The following is a 21194-nucleotide window of genomic DNA, read 5'->3' as shown; positions in this document are numbered from 1 at the left end:
ACATAGCAATAAATGGTGGCTTTCGCACATTTTGAACTATGCCTGCAGGGCTAATTTGCGGGTTGAACGACTCTCAAAATGGTGGAGATGATTATCACTAAAATTTAAACTCATGAAAAAAAAACTACTACCAGGCTTAGTGGTGCTGTACTTGTTCGTAAACACGGTTATTGCCCAAACACGATCAGTTACAGGTGTCATTACGGCATCCGATGATGGTGCGCCGGTACCCGGGGCGAGCGTTAAGATCAAAGGCAGCTCAATCGGAACCCTTTCTGATTCGAACGGAAAATTTTCCATCCCTGTACCCGATAACGGCACACTTGTCATCTCGTTTATCGGTTATGCCAGCCAGGAAATTCTCGTCGCCGGCAAAAGCGCCTTAACTATCCGACTCGATCCCGATTCTAAGCAATTAGGTGAAGTTGTTGTAACAGCGCTGGGTGTTTCGCGGGAGAAGAAATCCATTGGCTACGCAGTTCAGGAAGTGAAAGGCGACAACCTGACGTTTGCAAAATCTGTGGATATTAATGCGTCGCTGGCAGGTAAGGTAGCCGGTGTTCAACTTGTAGGATCGCCAAGTTCCAGTTTTGACAACGCCAACATTGTGATTCGTGGCGTAGGATCATTGAGTGCCACACCGGGCGGCGGCAATGGAACGGTCGCCTCCCTGGGCGCAAATACCCGCGCCGCTACATCGAGTGGTATCACCTCTTTCGCCAGCAGCGACAATCCCTTGTATATAGTGGATGGCACCCCGACAAATCCTGCCAATGTCATTATGGAAAATGTGGAATCTGTGTCTGTGCTTAAAGGCGCTTCGGCTACCGCGCTTTACGGTAACCGCGCCCAGTACGGCGTGGTCGTTATAACGTCCAAAAAAGGCGCGATGTCAGGCCCGCCTGCTGTTGAATTTAATCTTGGTGCAACTTTCGAAAACATCTCGCTGATGCCGAAATATCAAAATGAGTATGCCGGAGGTTTCAAATCGGCCTATACCAGTACAGCGCAGGCAGCATCCAGCGGCAACCCATTGGATAACGAAGGCTTTCCGCTTTTCCATTACGATCCGTCCATTCACCCGGCTGAGTGGGCAACATTTGATGGCCAGCGCATGCTTCAGTACGATTACGATGAGAGCTGGGGACCAAAAATGAACGGGCAGCAATATCGTCCGTATTATTCCTGGTATGAGGGAGATGGGTTTGGAAAGACTACTGCGCTGGTTGCTAACCCGGATAACGTGAAGAATTTCTTTCAGTCAGGCACAAATCTTAATAACAGCGTGGCAATACGGGGAGGCGGCGATAAGTACCGGTACAGGCTCGCTTATTCAAATCAATACCGAAACCTTGTACAGCCGGGCGCCAACCGCAAACAAAATCAGATCGCTGTAAATGGTAATTACGACATATCTAAAAACTTTACGGTAAGCACCGACCTGGCTTTTACAAACAACAACCTGAAGGGCCAGCCTTTTGAGGGATATCGTAATGACGGTTTGAATGTAACTCAGAATTTTAATCAGTGGTTTCAGCGGCAGCTCGATCTTGACCTGCTCAAAAATTATCGTACACCATCCGGCGGTGTTACTTCCTGGAATATTAATTCACCCAACACTTCCGGCGATCTGAACGAAATTACGCATCCCGCCTATTGGGATAGCCCATGGTTTGTTGTTGACGAAAATTATCAGACGGCAAAAACTAATCTCTTAACGGGGAACCTGGGACTGAATTATAAACTAAACGATATTTTCAATATCACCGCTTATGCGAGACTAAACTCAAATACCGGTAACGGCGATTTCCGCATGGCAACCGGCGGTTTACAGCTCGATGCCTATTCTTATCATCAGTATTTTGATACGGAAACAAACTACGAGGCGAACCTGAATTTTAAAAAATCGTTTGGTGAACTCAGCCTCAATGGCTTCATTGGCGGAAACTTGCGCAGAAGCCGTTTCGAGCTGCTTGAAAACAGCACCGCCGGGGGGTTATCGGCGCCAAACTATTTTGATATTAGCGCTTCCATCGCCCGGCCGAATACTATTAAAACGGTGGATAACCGAAACGTAAGAAGCGTTTACGGCCGTGTGTCTTTCGGGTACAAAAACTTCCTGTACCTTGACGGGACGCTACGTAACGACTGGTCGTCTACCCTGCCAAAGGATAACAATTCCTATCTCTACCCTTCAGTTTCATCCAGCTTCGTGTTTTCTGAATTGCTGGGAGCAAACGTTCGCAGGGTATTATCCTTTGCAAAAATCAGAGGATCTTATGCGCAGGTAGGTTCTGATTTGGGCTTTAACCAGGTACGCATCGCCATTAATAACGGATCAACCTATGGAAGTGACGCCTCTTTTGAAATTGGTAACCAATACCGCTCCGGCAAAGTAAAACCAGCTCTAACCAAATCATGGGAAGTTGGATCCGAGTTGCGTTTCTTTAATCGCTTTGGCCTGGATTTCGCTTATTATGTCGACAACAATATCAACCAGATTATCAGTCTCGATATCCCGTCGACAACCGGTTATTCTTCAGCGCAGGTAAATGCCGGCAACATCCAACGCAAAGGGTGGGAACTTAGTCTTAACGCAACGCCGCTTAAATCCAAAAATTTCAACTGGGATGTTACGCTCAATTTCGCGAAAAATACATCTGTTGTAAAAGAATTGGCTAACGGCAAAGATTCATACCTATATGGAAACAGCTGGAATGACACGTATTTGTACCATTTTGTCGGTGAGCAATGGGGTACTATTGTTGGCCGCGAATGGAAGCGCGACGACCAGGGGCGCCTTGTATTTTCTTCCGCCAGCGGAAATGCAGCCTATACCACCAACAACAAAATCGCACAGGTATTGCCCGACTGGACCGGGGGATTCGTTAACGCATTCAGGTACAAAAACCTGGATCTGGCATTTTCACTCGATTTCCAGAAAGGCGGAAACTTCTTTTCGTCCACCAAGCAGTTCAATCTTGGTTCGGGTCTGTCGGCATATACCGTCGGCGTGAACGACAAGGGAAACGACATTCGCGAATTTCCTGATAATGGCGGCGGTGTTAGGGTGGATGGCGTTAATACGGCCGGCGAGCCAACTACCATCTACGTTTCGGCAAGAAGATATTACAGCAATATTATGCAGGCCGACGCTCATAATTTCATCGTAGACGCCTCATACCTGAAACTGCGCGACGTCCGCATTGGCTACAATCTTCCTAAAGCCCTGTTCGGCAATGCCGTTAAAAATGCCAACCTGGGCGTCTTCGTTGGAAATGCCTGGCTGATTGCCGCACCCGGAAAAAAATGGGGTGTTGATCCATCCGAACTGGAGAACGTTTGGACGGAAGGAGGACAGTTGCCATCGACACGACAATACGGATTAAACCTGAAGGTTACATTCTAAAATCAAGAAAATGAAACATACATTAAAATATCTTTTAATAGCGATATCACTGCTCGCTGCCTGTAAGGCAGACTTTGGCAACTTAAATGATGATCCTACCAAAGTGAGCAGTGCACCGACGAAAAATTTGCTTACCAACGCAATACAGCGCGTTCCTTTTACCACGCTTGGTTATATCGATACCCTTACCTATGAACAAAACGGCAACTATTACGTGCAATATGTGTCGGAAGGTCCTTATCCGGGTGCCGCAAACTATACTACGCTTAATCAGCCATGGGATGCTTTTTACTATCGCCCATTGGCAAACCTGCAGGCGATCATAGATTATAATACAGCAGACAATCCATTAGCCGATCCAAGCGTGAACGGATCGAAGAACAACCAGCTTGCTGTAGCCCGTATCCTGAGAGCATTCTATTTCTGGACACTAACAGACAAGTACGGCGACATTCCGTATTCTGAAGCACTGAAAGGCATTGAGAACATATCCCCAAAATACGATAAGCAGCAGGATATCTATTACGACTTGTTCAAGGAACTTAAGGAAGCCAGCCAGCAGATAAGCGAAACGGAGGCTGGTGTTTCCGGCGATATTCTTTTGCATGGCAACATGACTGAATGGAAGAAATTCGCCAACACAACCCGCCTGTTTATGGCTCTGCGGCTTGTTAAAAACGACTATGACAAAGGCAAAGCAGAATTTACCGATGCAGTCAGTTCAGGCATACTCTCAGGGAATCTTGAAAATGTCATTTATCATTTTCTGAATGATCCGAAAAATTACAATCCCTGGTACAACAATTATAGCGTGAATCAGCGGAATGACTACGCCATCAGTGCAACATTGACTGATTATATGGGCCAGCTAAACGATCCGCGTTTGCCTTTATATGGCGAAGTATTGGCCGACGGAACAGTCAAAGGTTTGCCTTACGGACAAGCAGCACAAAGTATTACCGGTGCTTTCAGTCGTCTGGGAGATGATTTCAGAGCTGCAAACTCGCCGGCTTACATTTACACTTACGCCCAGGTTTTATTCGCACTGGCCGAAGGAGCTAAAGTTGGCTATTTGCCAGGCGGTGACGCAACTGCCGAAGAACATTACAGGAACGCCATTAAATCGTCATTCGAAATGTATGGAGTTTTTGACGAGGCCGCTTACCAAACTTATATCTCATTACCGGAAATAGCTTATTCACCTGCGGAAGGGATTAAAAAAATCATTTACCAAAAGTGGATACACCAGTATCTGAACGGATTTGAAGCATGGTCGGATTGGAGACGAACTGGCTTCCCGGTATTGAAACCTGCAGAAGAAGGCGTGGTGGACTACATTCCGAGGCGTATGGGTTACCCGACCGACGAAGCGACGATCAATACTAAAAATTACCAGGAAGCTGTAGCCAGGCAAGGCCCTGATGAGCTGGGGACAAGGATGTGGTGGGATAAATAGTTGCTACGAATGTCACTCTAAGCGGAGTCGAAGAGTCTTTAATACTTTAGTCCCTTCGATTCCGCTACCCATGACATCTCCATTAAAACCCGATAGTTGAAAAATTACTGGCATCGCCAAACGCGATCATGAAGCCAAAACAAGACAGTAAAAATGCGGCGCCGGCAATTAAAATAACACGTTGCTGTTTATCTGTTAAACTGATTTCCATAAACATTCCATTAAATAATCATGATTTCTCATGATATACTTATTGACTGCAACAGATCAGCAGGGATTAATTGTCATAAAATGGTTACTTGAAGCGACCGGTCAACGCTGTACAGCGATAAGCTGAAATTAAGCAGACAATTCCCACTGCGGCTAATACACATCCGAATAGCTCGATGCATGCATCAATATAATATCCGCCTTGTTTACGTTTTTTTGGTACTCCTGTAACGCCGAAAGCTTTTTCCATTGCGAATCATTACCGAAGGCTTTCCAGTGCTCGTCATGTGCCGCCTGGTTATCGAAGCTTGTCATATACATTAAATTAGGCATGCGGCTGCCGGCAAGTACATGCGCATAGAAAACAGCATTAAAACCTAAACGTGCAAATAACCCAACTTCATCGCCTGCATTAAACATTTTCACTTTAGAGATATAACGTTCCTCTGTCGGGCTTTCGTAACTGCGGAGTTCAAAAATATGTTCTTCCCTTGAACCATTTAACCGCGGTAATTTATATTTCGGAGCTTTCTCGAATGCCGTCAGAATGATAGTTTCTAATCTGGCATAACTCGGAGCATCCCGCCCAGGATTAATCTTCACCAGTTGATCGAGTGACTGCAATGGTGTCCATAACACTAACTGTTTATCCGAACTGGTATCATTCGCAATCGGGAAAAACACACCAATATCTTTAAAACCTGCCTGATGTAGTTTCGGCAAATACTTTTGCTGGATATAATCGCTAAGCGAATCAAGCTGCGATTTCCTCTGCGTATGATAAAAACTCAGCTGATAGTAATCACCATAAGCCTTTGCGGGTGTTTGAGCTTGTGCAAACATGCCCGCGAAAAGAAACAGTTTGATTAAAAGAAGCAGGCGGACTTTCTTCATTGATTTACGATTAATGGAAAATCTAAAATAGGGATGATATGATAAATTAAGACGTTGGGGATGAAATAAATTGCATCGCCTCTTCAAAGAAGATAAGCTTTCAACGCCGTTTGTGCATACGAACCCCAATTTTTCAAGGCCGACTGAAGCGTGTTTATGAAGTCTTTACGATTGCTTGCCTTGCCTTTAACCGGCGGCTTCATTTCGTTAGCTGTTATCGATCGGTCGGTAACCGCTGTAGCGAACCAGCTCACATTTTCATGCGGCAAAGCAACGCCCAAAATCATCCCTGGCAAGCCGTTAAACGATTCGGGGCCACCGGAAAGGGGAATCAAGTCGGTATAAAAAGCAACCACATACACCGAATCCATAATAACAGCGTTAGCCCGCCTGCAGGAGTAACCAGCTATCTCACGCGTTTCACTGGTTATTTTCCAGTTGATTTTACGAATGCTGTCCTTTACAAGGAACAACTCTTCGTAAACCTTTTTTTGGCTGGTACTGCTTTGGGCGTTCATATCTGAGTAGATGACATTGGGTTGTGTCGCCGCGGGATCTCCAATGAAAAAACCGCCTGTTTCCGTAGTTGTTTCAGGTGTGAAAAGTGTCTGGTCTCCAGAAAAGTTCAGCGTACTCTTCATCGTTTTAAACTGAGGTTGATTCTTTTTATAGTCATCAATGATCTGTTGCATCCAGGAACCATTCTCATTATTGGCCCGCTTGTTAAGCAAAGCATACATGTTCACCTTTTTCTCGTACGTGATTTGCCCTGAGGTGACAAAATGTATATTTTGAGCAAACGCGCGGGCCAACATTAAAAGAGCTGCTATCGTTAAAATCGTCGCTTTCATACTATTTCGCTGATGCGCCCCCCATTTTATTAAAATCCCAGGTTACTGAAAACATAAAGTATCGTCGAATAGTGGTGTAATTGGTTTGTGAAATCTGGTTATTAAAAGCATAGCGGTTGAAGCCGACGTTTTGATTCAACAAGTCATTCCCTTTCACCGTAACAGCCAGGTTATCCTGTTTTAAGAATTTTCGGGAGATCCAGGCATTCCATATCATGCGGTCGAAATTTTCGTTAAACGACTGTGTCTTTTGACGAAATTCATAATTCGCGTCTGAACCGATTTGAAGTTTACCCGGCAGATAAATATTAAAAGATGCATCCGAGTTAAATGTCCAGCCATTATTATTAACCTGTTGCTGCAGCGAAGACTCGCCAAACGAATATCCAGGGCGGAAATTGACCGAAAATTCGTACTTCTTCTGTTTATATTTTGACAGCTGAATATTACCCGAATAATTATTAGACACTGTTCGGTTCACGACGTTATTCGTCAGATTATAATAAGTGTTACCATCTGTGTTAAAAGAGATACCGTAGTTCAACTCGGGCTTTTTGATCTTGCTATAGTAACCAAAACCTCCATAATAGTTGACCGGTGTTTTCCCGCTTAGGTTTGATGACTGGTAAACAGTTTTACCCGTTTGATCCGTCACATTATTGCTTACGATCGGGTTCGAGACTAACGACACGCTTCCATAAACGTAAATATTCTGGTTGGTAAGCACCTTATATGAATTGTAGTTGATGTTAAACCTGTTTCGGAAAGCGGGTTTCAACGCGGGGTTTCCGATCACGATATTGAGCGGGTCGTCGTTCACCAGCACGGGCTGCAATTGATTAATAGTTGGTTGTTCCGTACTTCCATTGTAGTTAAACCGAAATGAGCGTTGCTGCGAAAACCGGTACTGGAACATCGCCTGAGGCATCCAGTTAAAGAAATTCCTTTCGTAAACCCTGCTCGTGTAACCATTCAATTGTTTGAAATTTAAGGTCTGTGCCTTGGTACCAAAGTTGAGCGTTGTCTTCCCCTTCTTATAGTTAAAGTTCAATCCACCGGCATGCGAGAACTGGTCGAACGTGAATTTATTGCTGTAAAGACTGTCCAGCTCATTGTAAATGCCAGGCAGGGTCTGGTTGTACGAGCGCAGGTCTGAAATAGCGTGATTATAGTTCAGCCCGTAGTTCAGAATGGTCGAAAAGGTTTTAGACAGCGGCTCGGTATAGGTTAAATTGGAATTGAAAAGGGAGCTTTTACTGGTATTTGTTTTTTGTTGATTGATATTTGAAACACTGTCCTGCTGCCCAAGCTCATCGTAAAAATCGATTTCTGAATTCAAAAAACCATCGCTGTTATCGTCGTTAAGTGATTCCTTCAGATTCAGAGAGATGGTACGGCCTGCCTTTTTAAATTTCTTATTCCAGAAAGCCGTCATATTCATATTCCTTTGATCGCCTTCACTCGTCAGGGATCTGGCATTGTGGTTCAACAATGTATCAAAACCGCGCTGCACACTTGATTGATAAGCGCTCGATGAACGCGAGTTTCTCAAGGTGCCATCCACGGATATTTTCAGATTGGAAGTGGTATCGAGCTTAACCTGGTAAGTAAAATCCAGCTTTTGCCGAAACAGGTAGTTGTCAAAGTTTTCGTCTGAACTGGTGGTATTGACACCCGAGGGCAGCGTATTGTTAATCAACGAATTCCGGTTACCGCTGACATCCAGTGAGCCGATCTTATAATTGGCGTTCAGCGATTGCTTGTCGTTCTTCCACTTATTTTCGAAGTGAGCGCCGCCATTTCTGGCAACAGGAATTCCTTCTCCGTTATAGTTACCATTCCAGGAACTGAACTCATCGTTGTTCCCGTTAATAAAGATCATTCCATCTTCAAACTGCATGTCATCTCCGCTAGTACCGTATTTATTGTTGTCCTCCCAGCCAAGGCTTACTTTTCCGTTGTTTGCTGCCGTACCGTACGCTGCCAGCTTCTTCTTTCCTTTAAAGGCGTTGATCATGGCCTGTCCCTGGTAATAACCGTCTGTGCCTGCGCCAGCGTCAACCTTACCGAACATTCCGTTCTTCTTATCTTCTTTGAGTTTGATATTGATCGTTTTGGTCTTCTCCCCGTCGTCGATACCGGTAAAGGTCGCCTGATCGCTTTTTTTATCGTATAGCTGCACTTTATCAACCATGTCCGCCCGTATGTTTTTGGTAACCAAAGTCGGGTCATCTCCAAAAAATTCTTCGCCGTCTACTAATACTTTGCTTACTGCTTGTCCCTGCGCGGTGATCTTGCCGTTTTGGTCGACCTGTATACCCGGCAATTGCTTTAGCAGATCTTCCACTTTCGCATTGGGTTGAACTTTAAAATTACCGGCATTAAACTCGGTAGTATCGCCCTTGATTTTAATTGCAGAAACCTGGCCTTTGATAATCACTTCCTGAAGCAACCGTGACTTTAGAAACAAGTTTAACTTGCCAAAGTCACGGCTTTGATGCGCTGAATCAAGTGTAAAGCGTTCCACGTAATCAGCGTACTTTGGGTAGGTTATCATAAGAATGTAACTGCCCTTTTTTGGAAGGGTGAGATTAAAGGCGCCGTCCAGTTTAGTTCTTGTAAATGACACAAGCATTGAGTCTTTTGCCTGCAATACGCTTACTGACGCATTTTGAAGATTTGTGTTTGATGCCGTATCAGTTACAGCCCCTTTTACAAGATAGCCAGTTTGTGCATACAGACGGGCCGACAAACACATAACGGAAAGTAGCAGGTAAAAAATTTTCATTGAGGTATCAACAAACTGTATAACTAAAAATTTAGTAGTATAAAATTATACTTATTTTTTATTTAGTTGCCTCGGTAAAAAATTTTTAACATTTATTAACATAATTATTACATAGTGTGTAAACATTACGAATCAAAATCAGATAGTATGGGATTAGGTTATAACTAACTTTCATTATTACTCAGATTCCGTCTTGGTAACACGATATACAATGATGGATTTTATCCCCATTTATTGGAGCGATTAAGGCCGCAACGAGTTTGATAGGAGCGGCATTGCATCGAGCTTACTCGTAATTAACCGCACCGTTTAAATGGTTGTTCACTCCAGTATCACAGGCTTATTCCGGGGATATTTAACCTGATATCTCAATGTTTCCGTTTTCCTTTCATTAGGCTTCAAATCCAGGTTCCAGGTTAGCCTGCCGCTTTGCTCTTCCAGGCTTGCGCCGGAAATTTCCTGCTTTTCAACGGTTACCTCACTGCTGTTTGAAACAGGCAACTGGTCTTCCAGCGTCAGCTGAATTGCCTGTGACTTATGATTATACACCTCCAGCAGGTAGGCACGCTCAGCCCTTGCATTAGATCCGGCAAAGGTTCTGCTGTTTTTATCTAATTGTTGAGTTCGCTTTACGGTGACACCCTTGTCTGCGCCAAGCGAAACATTTAATGTATCACCGGTATTGCTCATGTCAATTAATGTTTTACCCAGAAATGCACCCTCGAAGAAAATCGTTGCTTCTCCGCTTAAAAGGTTAAGATCGTTTACGCCGGTAATCGCTGCAGTTAAATATGCCTGCTGACTCAACTTGGGAACCGCGTAATAACGGAAGCTGGCCGGCAGTTCACTTTTCGCTACTTCCACCGAAAGTTGTTTACCGTCGCTCGAAATTGTATAAGGCTGTTTCACCTCAAACTGCACAGTTGTTTGACTTTGTTGCACCTGCACTTCAACGGCCGACGCCTGCGGAACAGATGATACTCCCCTGATTTTTACACCTGAGACTACCCTTTGAACAGAACCAGTTATATCGCTTTTTTGACTATAGCCCACCGCAACTACCTCATTAAGCGCCTGAGTATTTTGCTGCATGCGTACGTCAACCCGTGTTGAAACAGCCGGTCGTTCGATCTTTTCATAACCTACATAATTGTACTCCAGCACGCTGGCAGGTGACGGAATCTGGATAGTATAATTTCCTGAAGCATCTGAAGCAGCACCGATTGACGTTCCCTTAATCCGCACTGATACTCCCGGCAATGCGCTTCCATCGCTTGCATCGCTAATATGTCCATACACATTGGTGATCGTTTCAGACGGTTTATAATTGAAAACATTGTAGCCGATCTTGTAAGGGTTAAGAACCGGCCGGTTACCGCCCTGCGATGGGTCGCCGGACGACAGCGCCAGGTTTACGTTATTCCATTCTTCCCCGCACTGCTGCGAAACATTCGCCCGGTAAACCAGCTCAATAGGCTTACTGATGTCGGTGGCGCGAATATCATAAGTAGGAAACCATGTTGCGTTTTTCACCAGGTAACTAACCTGAAAATTAGCAGAACCGGCTGCTTTGGAACTAATTGTTATCGCAATATCACTTGTATTACTTTTGCCCTTCCCTTTCAGGTCCGCTAACTGCTTATTCACGTCAGCCAGCTCATCATTGAGCTTATTCAACTCCTTCCTGATCTGCAGCTGTTTCAACTTATTATCCGCCAGCCGGGCTTTCTGAAAATCCAGGGCCTGTTTAAGCTTATTCAAATCCAGTCCGGCAGCATCGCTGCCTACACGCTGATTCTGTGCCAGCATATCCTCTTCTTTTTTCAGGATAGCCAGGTCGTTTTGCCTGATCTCAATTTTATCGCGGATCGCATCCGCTGCATCTTCCTGCTTCTTCGTTTCGGCATCTTCTTTTTGCTCGTTTAAAAAATTCGCCTGTTTGTTAACCGACAAAATCACGAAATTTCCCATGCCTTTTACCTGGATGCTCTGCTCTTCAATTTCTGGAGACAAGCCTTTCAACAGGATCACCGAGTTGCCTGCAGAAATGCTTGCCTGCGCAATCCGCTCTACCTGCGCTCCTTTCAGAAAAACAATTACCCGGCTTATCTTACTTTGCAAGGATATCTTTTCCTGCGCACTAACACCGGATACCACGAAAATCAGTATTAAAGCACTTAATAATTTGGCATTGAAATTTAAAATCTTATGGCTGAAACTAGCTTGTAAAAGGTTCGAAAGTTTTTCCAAGGGATTGAGTTTTTAAGTTAAATTCGGAGTTTTTTAACTCAAATATAAATTTTTACCGGGAAGTCACAAACGCTATAAATTATTGTATTGCCTTCTGCTTCGACTGGCTTAAGCGACCAAAAGTGCAGGGTCTTTAGCTTTTGATCCTAAAAATCTGTTTCGATAAACCGGCCGACTGCTTAAACAAATACAAAATTTTTAGTTGCTTTGCTTGTGTATTAAACAACCTGCCTTGTTATGGAATTAACTGACGGAGAAGAGTTAGAACAAATTATACTTGACGCGCCTATCGCGATATGCATACTCAATTCGGAAACTCTTGTCGCCGAGATGGTTAATGATAAATTCCTGGAAGTGTCCGGCAAGCCATATGACACAATTTTCGGCCGATTCTATTGGGATGCCTTTGCGGAGGTAAGGTCTGATTATGAAACAGCGTTAACCAGTGTTGTCGAAACCGGGAAACCTTATCATGCCAATGAGGTAGAAATGATGCTGGTCCGCCACGGCATTGAGGAGACGATCGTTGTCACCTTTGTTTATGCACCCATCAGAAATAAAGCTGGCGAAATCACTAAGGTGGCCATTTGGGTACTGGAAAACACAAATCAGGTTGCAGAACGCCAAAAGTCGGAAGTTGCAAAACTTGCATTCCGGGAGGAGCGTGACCGTCTCCAAAGTTTTTTCATGCAGGCCAAGGTTGGTATCTGTATCCTGAGCGGTCCGGAACTGGCTTATGAATTGATAAACCCCGCATACCAACAATTATTACCCGGGCGGAATTTATCGGGGCGACCGATCTTCGAGGCACTTCCAGAACTTGCGGAGACGCCATTGCGGGAGGTGATGCTGAATGTTTACCGCACAGGTGAATCCTATGAGATAAATGAATTGCTGATTCCTGTTTCGACACATGAAGGCGGGCCAACAAAGGACCGCTATTTCAGCTTTAGCTTTCAGGCACGGCGGGACGACAATAACATCATCGACGGTATCTTGAACATCGTTTATGAGGTAACGGAAATGATCAGTGTACAACAGGAACTGAGGAAAGCAAGGGAACAGGCGGAGCAGCAAAAAAGGGTTTATGAAACGATCACTTCCGGTACACCCGACCTAATGTATGTGTGGGACCTGGAATATCGTTTTACCTATGCGAACAGCGCCCTGCTTACGATGTGGGGAAAAACCTGGGAGACGGCGATTGGTGTGGGCCTGAGGGAAAATGGCTACGAAGAATGGCATGCAGCGATGCACGAGCGGGAAATAGACTATGTAATAGCAACCAAACAATCGGTACGGGGTGAAGTCGCTTTTCCTCACGCTACGTTAGGAAGACGGATCTACGATTATATCCTGATACCTGTGCTCAATGAACGTGGCGACGTCGAAGCAGTAGCAGGCACTACCAGGGATGTTACCGAACGAAAACAAATGGAACAAGCGTTGGCGCAAAGTTCGGAGGAATTACAAGCGATCAACGAAGAGATGGCTGCAACGAACGAGGAGCAGGCTGCATCTAATGAGGAATTGTCAGCCGCAAACAATGAGCTGGCCTTCCTGAATCAGGAGTTGGTGGAAGCCCGCCAGAAAATAGAAGAGAGTGAAGTAGCTCTGCGGCTGGCAATCAGCGCCGCCAATTTTGGCACTTGGTTCATTCACTCGGTAACGCGAGAGTTCATTACCGACGCACGCTTAAAAGAGTTATTCGGCTATTATCCTGACGAGGATCTTTCTATTGAACAGGCACTGGCGCAGATTACTGACGAATACCGTGGATATGTGTCCAACAAACTGGAAAATGCTATCTATCACAATGGTGATTATGACGTCACTTATCCTGTTGTCGGCTTACATGACAATAAGCTGCGCTGGTTGCGGAGTATCGGAAACCTGAAAGCAGATCCGTCCGGAGCATTCTCTGCCTTCACCGGCGTAGTGATGGATATTACGGAACAATATCTCGCAAACAAAAATGTGCAACGTGCAGAAGAGAGTTTGAGAATGGCGATCGAAGCTGCCGATTCAGGCACCTTTTCTATCAATACACGCACCTTCGATTTTTTTGCATCGCCGCGGCTAAAAGAGCTTTTCGGCTTCAGGCGGGATGAAGAGATGTCTTACGAAGCCTGCATGGGACAAATCAGGGAAGATTACCGGCAGCTTGCTTTCCAAATGATAGAAACCACCGTAAACAAGGGCGAACGATTTGAACTCGAATATCCGGCTATCGGCTTCCATGACGGGAAACAACGATGGCTCAGAGGCATTGGAACGTTACAGCATGACAGTGACAGCACGGATGTTTTTTTTACCGGTATCATTAATGATATCACAGAACAAAAAGAAGATGAGCAGCGGAAAAATGATTTTATCGGAATGGTAAGCCATGAATTGAAAACACCACTCACTTCGCTGACTGCCATTATACAAGTTGCCGGTGCCAAACTTAAAAACAGTGAAGATACATTTCTGGCTGGGGCCATGGAAAATGCAAAGCTTCAGACCCGGCGAATGGCTAATATGATTAATGGCTTTTTGAATGTGTCACGGCTCGAATCTGCCAAATTGCTGATAGATAAAAAAGACTTCAATTTAAATGAGCTGATTGAAGAGGTAATTAAGGAAACTACACTGACCGTGTCTTCGCATACCATCACCTTCAATACCGAAGATCGGGTTATCATCAATGCGGATCAGGATAAGATTGGGTCTGTTATTACAAATTTGGTCGGCAATGCAGTCAAATACTCCCCTAAAGGAACGGCTGTTGACATTCGTTGTGAAATTATTGGAAAAAAGGCACAGGTCAGCGTGAAAGACGGAGGCATAGGCTTAAAACCAGAAGATATGAATAAAGTATTTGACCGGTATTTCAGGGTGGAAAGCAGCCATAACCGGCATATTTCAGGGTTTGGTATTGGACTATATTTAAGCGCCGAAATCATCCACAGGCACGATGGAGAAATTTGGGTAGAGAGCGAAATCGGCAAAGGTTCAACCTTTTATTTTAGTCTGCCGGTTTGATCAGTTGCTTTTAGTACCCGGTGTTGCCCGGAGAGACTTATCAGGTCTTGATGTTGCCGGTGTCAAACTGAATAGCCGCATTTAGTCGCATTAGCCTGGCTTTTTGTATTTTGTCAGACACTCAGTTTGCTTCTATGAGATTTGATATCGACCGGAATTCCTTAAATGATCTGGAAATATTTAACACCCAATACAATTCAAAATGCATTTTCGACTTTCTAAATAACACCCAAACTGACGGTGGAAAGAAATTATTACTTGAAATAATGACTTCCCCATCCTGCGATACCGCTTTATTAAACCAGCGAACCAGCATAATCGCTGCATTGAGTAAAATGGAGTTCCCGTTTGATATAAAAAAAGGCGAAGCAGATGATATTGAACATTATTTCATCATAGGACGAAATATTCTGCACACTAATCCCGTTGATTCGCTCAAAGATTATGGGAACTATAAATTGCGGGGAACAAAGGAGTACTATTTTATAGTTGCCGGACTCAAAGCACTCATCAAGCTGTTAAAATTGTTTGAACGCATTATCTCCCGACTGGAAGATTTCAGTTTACCAGAATCTTTTAAAGAACATCTGGCCGACGTTAAAAGACTGCTGAATCATCAATTAATAAGAAAAGCTTTTGCTGCTAAAAAACTAAATCCGTTTCTCGTGTCCCGACTGGATCAGTTCTCGAGAAAAACGCACAAGCAACAGTTACGGTCATTCTTAGATTTTATTTATCAAATAGATGTCTATCACTCTGTCGCGTTGTTACTTACAAAAAACCGCTGGTCGTTACCAGAATATAGCACAGAGTCGCATTCCGGCCTTGTAATTAATGACTTGTTTCACCCGCTAATCCCGCAGGCGGTTCCAAACTCTACAGCATTGGATGAAAACACCACAGTGATTTTTCTGACGGGACCTAATATGGCAGGAAAGTCGTCCTTTCTAAAAGCCGTCGGGATCTCCATTTATTTATCGCACTTGGGCTTTCCGGTTCCGGCATCAAAAATGAAGACCCAAATTTTCGACGGTTTGATCACAACCATCAATTTACCGGACAACATCAATGAAGGATTAAGCCATTACTATAATGAAATCAAACGCCTTAAGAGTATTGTAAACCTGCTTTCTGAAAACAAAAGCCTGTTTTTGATATTCGACGAAATGTTTAAAGGGACGAATCTGAAAGATGCGCTCGAAGCCTCAAAGATTGTCATCTCATCATTTTCTGCTATTAAAAATTCAAAATTTTTAGTTTCCAGCCATTTTGTGGAATTATTTGATGACCTGAAGGTCAATAAAACTCTGCGTTTCTTTAGCTTCGGAAGTTCCGATGAAAATCCCGGCAATTATAATTATAAACTCAGGGAAGGGCTTAACGGCGAAAGAATGGGATTGCATATTTTACGAAATGAAGGAATAATTGCCGCCCTGCAAAAACTTGGCGAAGGTTAATTTTTACCTAAAACTCTCTCCTTCTTTTACCTGGCGGTAAAAACTTGTTTCATTTTATAAGTTGAAACATACCAGCTGCGGTAATCATAAATCCACCATGCCTTTAAGGCTAACTTTGCTATCATCGCCACCGCTGGATAGGCAGCATCAAACCATTCACAAGCTTACCTCCGCAAATTTTAATAATTGATAAGTATATTTAATTAATGAAACTACCGTATGAAAAAAGCTTACTTGCTGTTAATTGCCGCCTTATTAGCGTTTAATGTATCGGCACAAACAACTGCATCTGCCGGGGCAGATATCATCTTAAAAACAAATGGCGATGAGATTAAGGGTAAACTTATTAGGATAACCGACGACGATGTGACCTACGTATATTCCGGTGAGACAGTTGAGTATACCGTTAAAAAAGCTGACGTTTTAAAAATCACCCATTCCAGCGGGAGAGTTGAAACATTTAATCAAACAGCGCCTGCCGCCCAGTCCCGTCAGAGTGATCCGGTTGCCATGGCGGCCAGCCCTGCCGATCATCACAACAAAATCGCTATCCTGCCCTTTGCCTTCCTTAAAGACAACCAGCCGGGAGCCGACGAGATCGGGCTTAAAGCACAGGGCGATACCTATTCTTACCTTACCAAACATTCCGCCGGTTACACGATCCTTGACCCGCGGACAACCAACGCGATGCTGATAAAGGCCGGAGCCACCCGGGATAAGCTGGCGGGTTTTACGATGAAAGAGCTTGGCGACATTCTGGGTGCAGAATATATTATCGACGGATCGGTGATGCAGAATAAGTCCATGCAAACCAGCACAACTAGTTCATACGGAACTGTTAAAGCTAATGACAATAAAAAGAAAGTGGACGGCTACGGATCAAGCAGCAGTTATACACAGCAAAATTATGACGTTTCTGTCAGCTTACATATCTATATGGATAATAACGCCAGCATCTACAACCAATCTCACCAGGCATTTTTCTCAAATACAGACGGATCATACGGCAGCCCGCTTGAATACCTCCTTAAAAGAAGTCCGCTGAGCTTAAGTAAATAAAAGCAGCGTTGTGGTTCATAATGCCTGTCATTTAAGAACCAACAACTTTTATTGAATTTATACCGAAGCAGTTAAGGCTACCAAGGCTGTAAAATGAAAAACACCAATCAGTATGGGCAATCGAAATAAAACACTTAATCATTTAATAAAGCGTCTTCTGTTATTCGTTACAATATTCTTTGCAGTGTCCTGTATTAAAGATGCACCTTTAAACCCCGAGGCGGATATTGAGGTTTTCACTATAGATCCGGCTTTAACAACCAGTAAAACGGTGATAGACCAGGTCAATAATGTAATCAAACTTTATATCACCAGCGAAGCGTATGATCAGGGAGTCGCACCTTCAATAACCGTTTCCAAAGGTGCAGGTATCGCCCCGGCATCAGGCGACTCTATTCATCCAAAAGACAAACAGGTACAGTACACGGTTACATCTGAAAATGGAGTTAATAAAAAAATCTACACCGTCGAAGTGGTCAATGTAGGCGACTGGAGCTTTGATTTCGAAGTATGGCAACAAAACGCTGACGATAAATACGAATTTCCTGTTGAAAGCGGGAACGTGGAACTTTGGACCTCAGGAAATCCCGGTGTTGCCCTGGCAGGCGTTGAACAACGGCGCGATGCGTACCCTACACGTTTTACCAGCGATGCTTATAGCGGTAAGGGCGCTGCAGAAATGGTAACAATAAAAGGAACCTTTCTGTCAGATTTTGTTGGTGCTTACATCTTTGCCGGTTCACTTTTCCTTGGCGACTTCAATCCTGAATTTGCCCTAGCGAATCCCTTACAAGCAACTGAATTCGGTGAACCTTATGTAGGACTACCCAAAAGTTTCACCGGCTACTATAAATATACGCCTGGCCCGGTTTTCCAGGACGAAAATCAAAACCCCGTATCCGGTAAAACAGATCAGTGTGCGATTTACGCCGTGCTTTATGAAGGTCCTGACAAGTTAAATGCGACCAACATCCATACCTCTGATCGCATTATCGCAACCGCTACGCTGCCCGACGGATCTGCAAAGTCCTCGTTTACGAGATTTGACATTCCCTTCACCTACATACAGGGTCGAGATCCTGCCGGGAAAAATCTGCTGATGGCGATCGTTGCTTCTTCCTCCGTTGAAGGAGACCATTACCGGGGTGCGATAGGAAGTAAATTAGTTGTTGATAGCCTCGCCATTGTTCCAAAATAATTCTGCCAGCATGCTTAAAAAGTTCCTGTTTCTCATACTGACTATACCGGGGGGCCAATCCCTTTTCGCGCAAATTGATAGCTCTTCGGCAAGTGTTTCCTCCAACTCAAAGCGTTTAAAACACTATGTGCACGTCGGGTATAATTTCGGAGGTTTAGCCCCAATACCCCTGCCAAACACCATCAGAAAAATTGATAGTTATTCGCCCGGGTTTTCGCCTTCACTGAGCTATGAAGTCGTTTACCCGCTAAGCAAAACGCTTGGTATCGGTGCCGCACTCCGGTTTGATATTAAGGGCATGAACATAACAGACAGTGTTCAATATTTTCATACGCTTGTAACGATGGATAATTCGGAATTCGAAGGCGACTTTACCGGGACCAATAAAACTGTCGACAAAAACATGTACCTGTCCCTGCCGATAAACGTCGTGTACAGCGCCCGGGGTAATTGGCGTTTTAAGCTGGGCTTTTATACGGCTTACCTGATCCGCCCTTCTTTCAGCGGGCAGGTTTCGAACGGTTATATCCGCAAAGGAAACTCCTTAGGTGAGAAAGTAGCTATTGATACAGCTACCTTTAATTTTGACGATGTACAACGAAAATTCGACTGGGGCTTGCAAGCAGGGGCAGAAAAACGGTTTTTAAAGCGTTATGCCGTCACAGGCGATTTGCAGTGGGGTTTACGCCCTGTCTTTCCACCATCGTTCAAAGGCATAGGCTATAAGATGACCAATATATTTTTTACGTTGGGTGTGAGGATGCAACTGTTTGAATAAGGTGCTAAACCATGCAAAGACCTTATTCCTATGATCGATCTCGTTCAATTCTTACCTTGCTGCACGAATAGTTCGGATTGCATCGTTACCATTATCGGCAACATAAATTGTGTTTTGCCAGACAGTTAAACTTAACGGAGAGCCATAGCCAAAGTTGGTGTTAAACTGAGCTTCATACCCGTACCCATTTTTAAAGCCATTTGCATTTAGCGCGGTAATAGGAGTTTCTTCGCCGGTATCGCTCAAATGCCTGATCTGGTAGTTGCTTGAGTAATCGTCCGCGAAACTTTCGATGGCCAAAATATAATTTTCATAGCGTGAGGCTTTAAAGTCTTTATCCCTTTTCGCAATCGCAACATCATCAATATATTCATTTTCTTTTGCCTTGTAAAACGTGCGAACGGTGCCACCCAGGTAAATTTTTCTAAGCGTTTTGTCAACATCCCACCATGCTTTGCCGCTGCCATCGGTTACAACCAAATAACCTTCGGCCGCCAGCCGTATTGCAGTAGGGCCGCTAAACCGCGCATCGCCACCTTTTCCGTCTACTAATGCCGATACTTTCTTTTTTCCCGCGAGTAAGGATGCGGTACCGTCCGGCTGCACTTTTAAGACGGTACATTCCGCAAAATCTGTTATATACATAATGCCCTGGTTATCAACGGCAATTGTTATACCAATGATATGCGATGATATCGAATTTGACGCCATAGGTTTCGAGGTATTTTAAATAGCCATAACGAAGCCAGGAAGCATCAACCATCGTTTTAGCGCCCGGATCTGTTGCTTTTATTCCTTCATCCATCCCCTTCAAATAAGCCGCGACCGCTTTTATTTTAGCCGGATCAAAATGTGACTGACTTTGTCCTGTTTTCCCGGGAAGAACAAGCTTTATCCCCAGCTCATTACCCAACTCGTAATGTGTAAAATACTGACCGTTTTGCTTTGCAAAATTGGTTGCAAGCAGCTTGCCTGCCTGGTAAGCAACCGCTTCGGTGGAATTAAGGTTAAGTGTTCGTGGATAAACTACCGGAAGTATGTTTACACCGCTTGCAACAGCGGCATCGTGAATTGGCCTAAATAAATATGGTACTGTAACTATACCGCTCGATTGAGCAACAATATCAAAACGGTACCAATTCATACCCATGCTGGTTACCAGGTTAATCTGCGTATAAGGGCCGATCCCACGATAAGACGGAGATAGGTCAAGGGGATGCCCGTTGATGCCGAAAATTAAGTTTTGATTAACTGCAGCAGTATTGACAGTCGCTAAACTATTCTTAGAAAAACTCCCGTTTACGTTTTCATCAACTACTCCAAAATCTGAATCCTTCTTACACGACGACAGACTTCCTGTTGCGATAAACATAATTAGCAACAGCTTGTAGCGATTAAACATCATCATAATAGTATGTTTAACTAAAATTAAATACAAAAGCTGATATAAGTAAATGAAATAACCTAATTGTAGAGTTTAACAATTTTTTTGCACAGGTTTTGTGAAAAAAAACTAATTAGCTTAAAAAACTTCACAGTTATCATTTCCTGATAGCCGTTTCTCAGAATAGATATGAATTTAAAAACTTGATTTATTAAACAAGGCTTAAGTTATCGAAGTGCAGGCCAGAAACTGAAACCTCTAGCCGTATGAGACCCAATTAACCGCTTAAAGATCAGCCACCTAACCGCCCTCAAGGGTGGATTATTTCGCTATTGGAGGAGTTTTGCTGGATTTTTAAAGACAATGCTGCTTGCAAACAACCTTGAATCAGCTGCGCGATTGACTAATCGAAACCATGCCGCTGTCAATACAG

At 44.0% G+C, this 21194-nt stretch carries 14 protein-coding genes; 7 read left to right on the top strand and 7 right to left on the bottom strand.

All coding sequences use genetic code 11. The annotated features are described in order from the left end of the window. The first annotated feature begins 112 nt into the window (after positions 1 to 112). Together GS399_RS18115 and GS399_RS18110 are read left to right on the top strand one after the other, a co-directional pair. Entirely contained in the window at positions 113 to 3409 is a 3297-nt protein-coding gene (locus GS399_RS18115; protein WP_160846076.1) for a SusC/RagA family TonB-linked outer membrane protein, read from the top strand. Between the two features lie 10 nt (positions 3410 to 3419). Further along, positions 3420 to 4865 carry a SusD/RagB family nutrient-binding outer membrane lipoprotein gene (locus GS399_RS18110; RefSeq protein ID WP_160846075.1) on the top strand — a complete coding sequence of 482 codons (1446 nt, stop codon included), beginning with the start codon at positions 3420 to 3422 and terminating at the stop codon, positions 4863 to 4865. Positions 4866 to 4947: 82 nt separating this feature from the next. Here GS399_RS18110 and GS399_RS21015 read toward each other — a convergent pair whose 3' ends face one another. The 5 genes from GS399_RS21015 to GS399_RS18090 all read right to left on the bottom strand — a co-directional run bounded on the left by GS399_RS21015 (position 4948) and on the right by GS399_RS18090 (position 11858). Then, a complete protein-coding gene (locus tag GS399_RS21015) occupies positions 4948 to 5076 on the bottom strand; it encodes a hypothetical protein (RefSeq protein WP_255491722.1) in 129 nt (42 codons plus the stop codon). Between the two features lie 152 nt (positions 5077 to 5228). Further along, positions 5229 to 5969, bottom strand: a complete 741-nt coding sequence (locus GS399_RS18105; protein ID WP_160846074.1) for an NIPSNAP family protein — start codon at positions 5967 to 5969, stop codon at positions 5229 to 5231. A gap of 83 nt (positions 5970 to 6052) precedes the next feature. Then, positions 6053 to 6820, bottom strand: a complete 768-nt coding sequence (locus tag GS399_RS18100) for a GLPGLI family protein (protein ID WP_160846073.1) — start codon at positions 6818 to 6820, stop codon at positions 6053 to 6055. Position 6821: 1 nt separating this feature from the next. Next, positions 6822 to 9608, bottom strand: a complete 2787-nt coding sequence (locus tag GS399_RS18095) for a TonB-dependent receptor family protein (protein ID WP_160846072.1) — start codon at positions 9606 to 9608, stop codon at positions 6822 to 6824. Positions 9609 to 9929: 321 nt separating this feature from the next. Beyond that, positions 9930 to 11858: a mucoidy inhibitor MuiA family protein gene (locus GS399_RS18090; protein ID WP_160846071.1), complete on the bottom strand. Its 1929-nt coding sequence runs from the start codon at positions 11856 to 11858 to the stop codon at positions 9930 to 9932. Between the two features lie 237 nt (positions 11859 to 12095). On the opposite strand from GS399_RS18090, the gene GS399_RS18085 reads away from it, so the two are divergent. From GS399_RS18085 to GS399_RS18065, 5 genes are all read left to right on the top strand, one after another. Next, positions 12096 to 14885, top strand: coding sequence for a PAS domain-containing protein (locus GS399_RS18085; RefSeq protein WP_160846070.1), 2790 nt, complete (start codon positions 12096 to 12098; stop codon positions 14883 to 14885). Between the two features lie 134 nt (positions 14886 to 15019). Next, positions 15020 to 16342: a MutS-related protein gene (locus GS399_RS18080; RefSeq protein ID WP_160846069.1), complete on the top strand. Its 1323-nt coding sequence runs from the start codon at positions 15020 to 15022 to the stop codon at positions 16340 to 16342. 219 nt (positions 16343 to 16561) lie between these two features. Next, positions 16562 to 17401, top strand: a complete 840-nt coding sequence (locus GS399_RS18075) for a hypothetical protein (protein ID WP_160846068.1) — start codon at positions 16562 to 16564, stop codon at positions 17399 to 17401. Between the two features lie 112 nt (positions 17402 to 17513). Continuing rightward, positions 17514 to 18599: a PCMD domain-containing protein gene (locus GS399_RS18070; protein WP_160846067.1), complete on the top strand. Its 1086-nt coding sequence runs from the start codon at positions 17514 to 17516 to the stop codon at positions 18597 to 18599. Positions 18600 to 18609: 10 nt separating this feature from the next. Then, a complete protein-coding gene (locus GS399_RS18065) occupies positions 18610 to 19377 on the top strand; it encodes a porin family protein (protein WP_160846066.1) in 768 nt (255 codons plus the stop codon). A gap of 51 nt (positions 19378 to 19428) precedes the next feature. On the opposite strand, the gene GS399_RS18060 is transcribed toward GS399_RS18065, so the two are convergent. Next, complete coding sequence (locus GS399_RS18060; RefSeq protein WP_237487995.1) at positions 19429 to 20022, bottom strand: NHL repeat-containing protein; 594 nt, start codon at positions 20020 to 20022, stop codon at positions 19429 to 19431. A 13-nt stretch (positions 20023 to 20035) separates the two neighbouring features. Beyond that, on the bottom strand, positions 20036 to 20749 hold the full coding sequence (locus GS399_RS18055) for a hypothetical protein (protein WP_237487994.1): 714 nt from the start codon (positions 20747 to 20749) through the stop codon (positions 20036 to 20038). Positions 20750 to 21194: the final 445 nt, after the last annotated feature.

The organism is Hufsiella arboris (assembly GCF_009834875.1).
Taxonomy (GTDB): domain Bacteria; phylum Bacteroidota; class Bacteroidia; order Sphingobacteriales; family Sphingobacteriaceae; genus Hufsiella_A; species Hufsiella_A arboris.
This window is presented reverse-complemented; position numbering and strand designations above follow the sequence as displayed.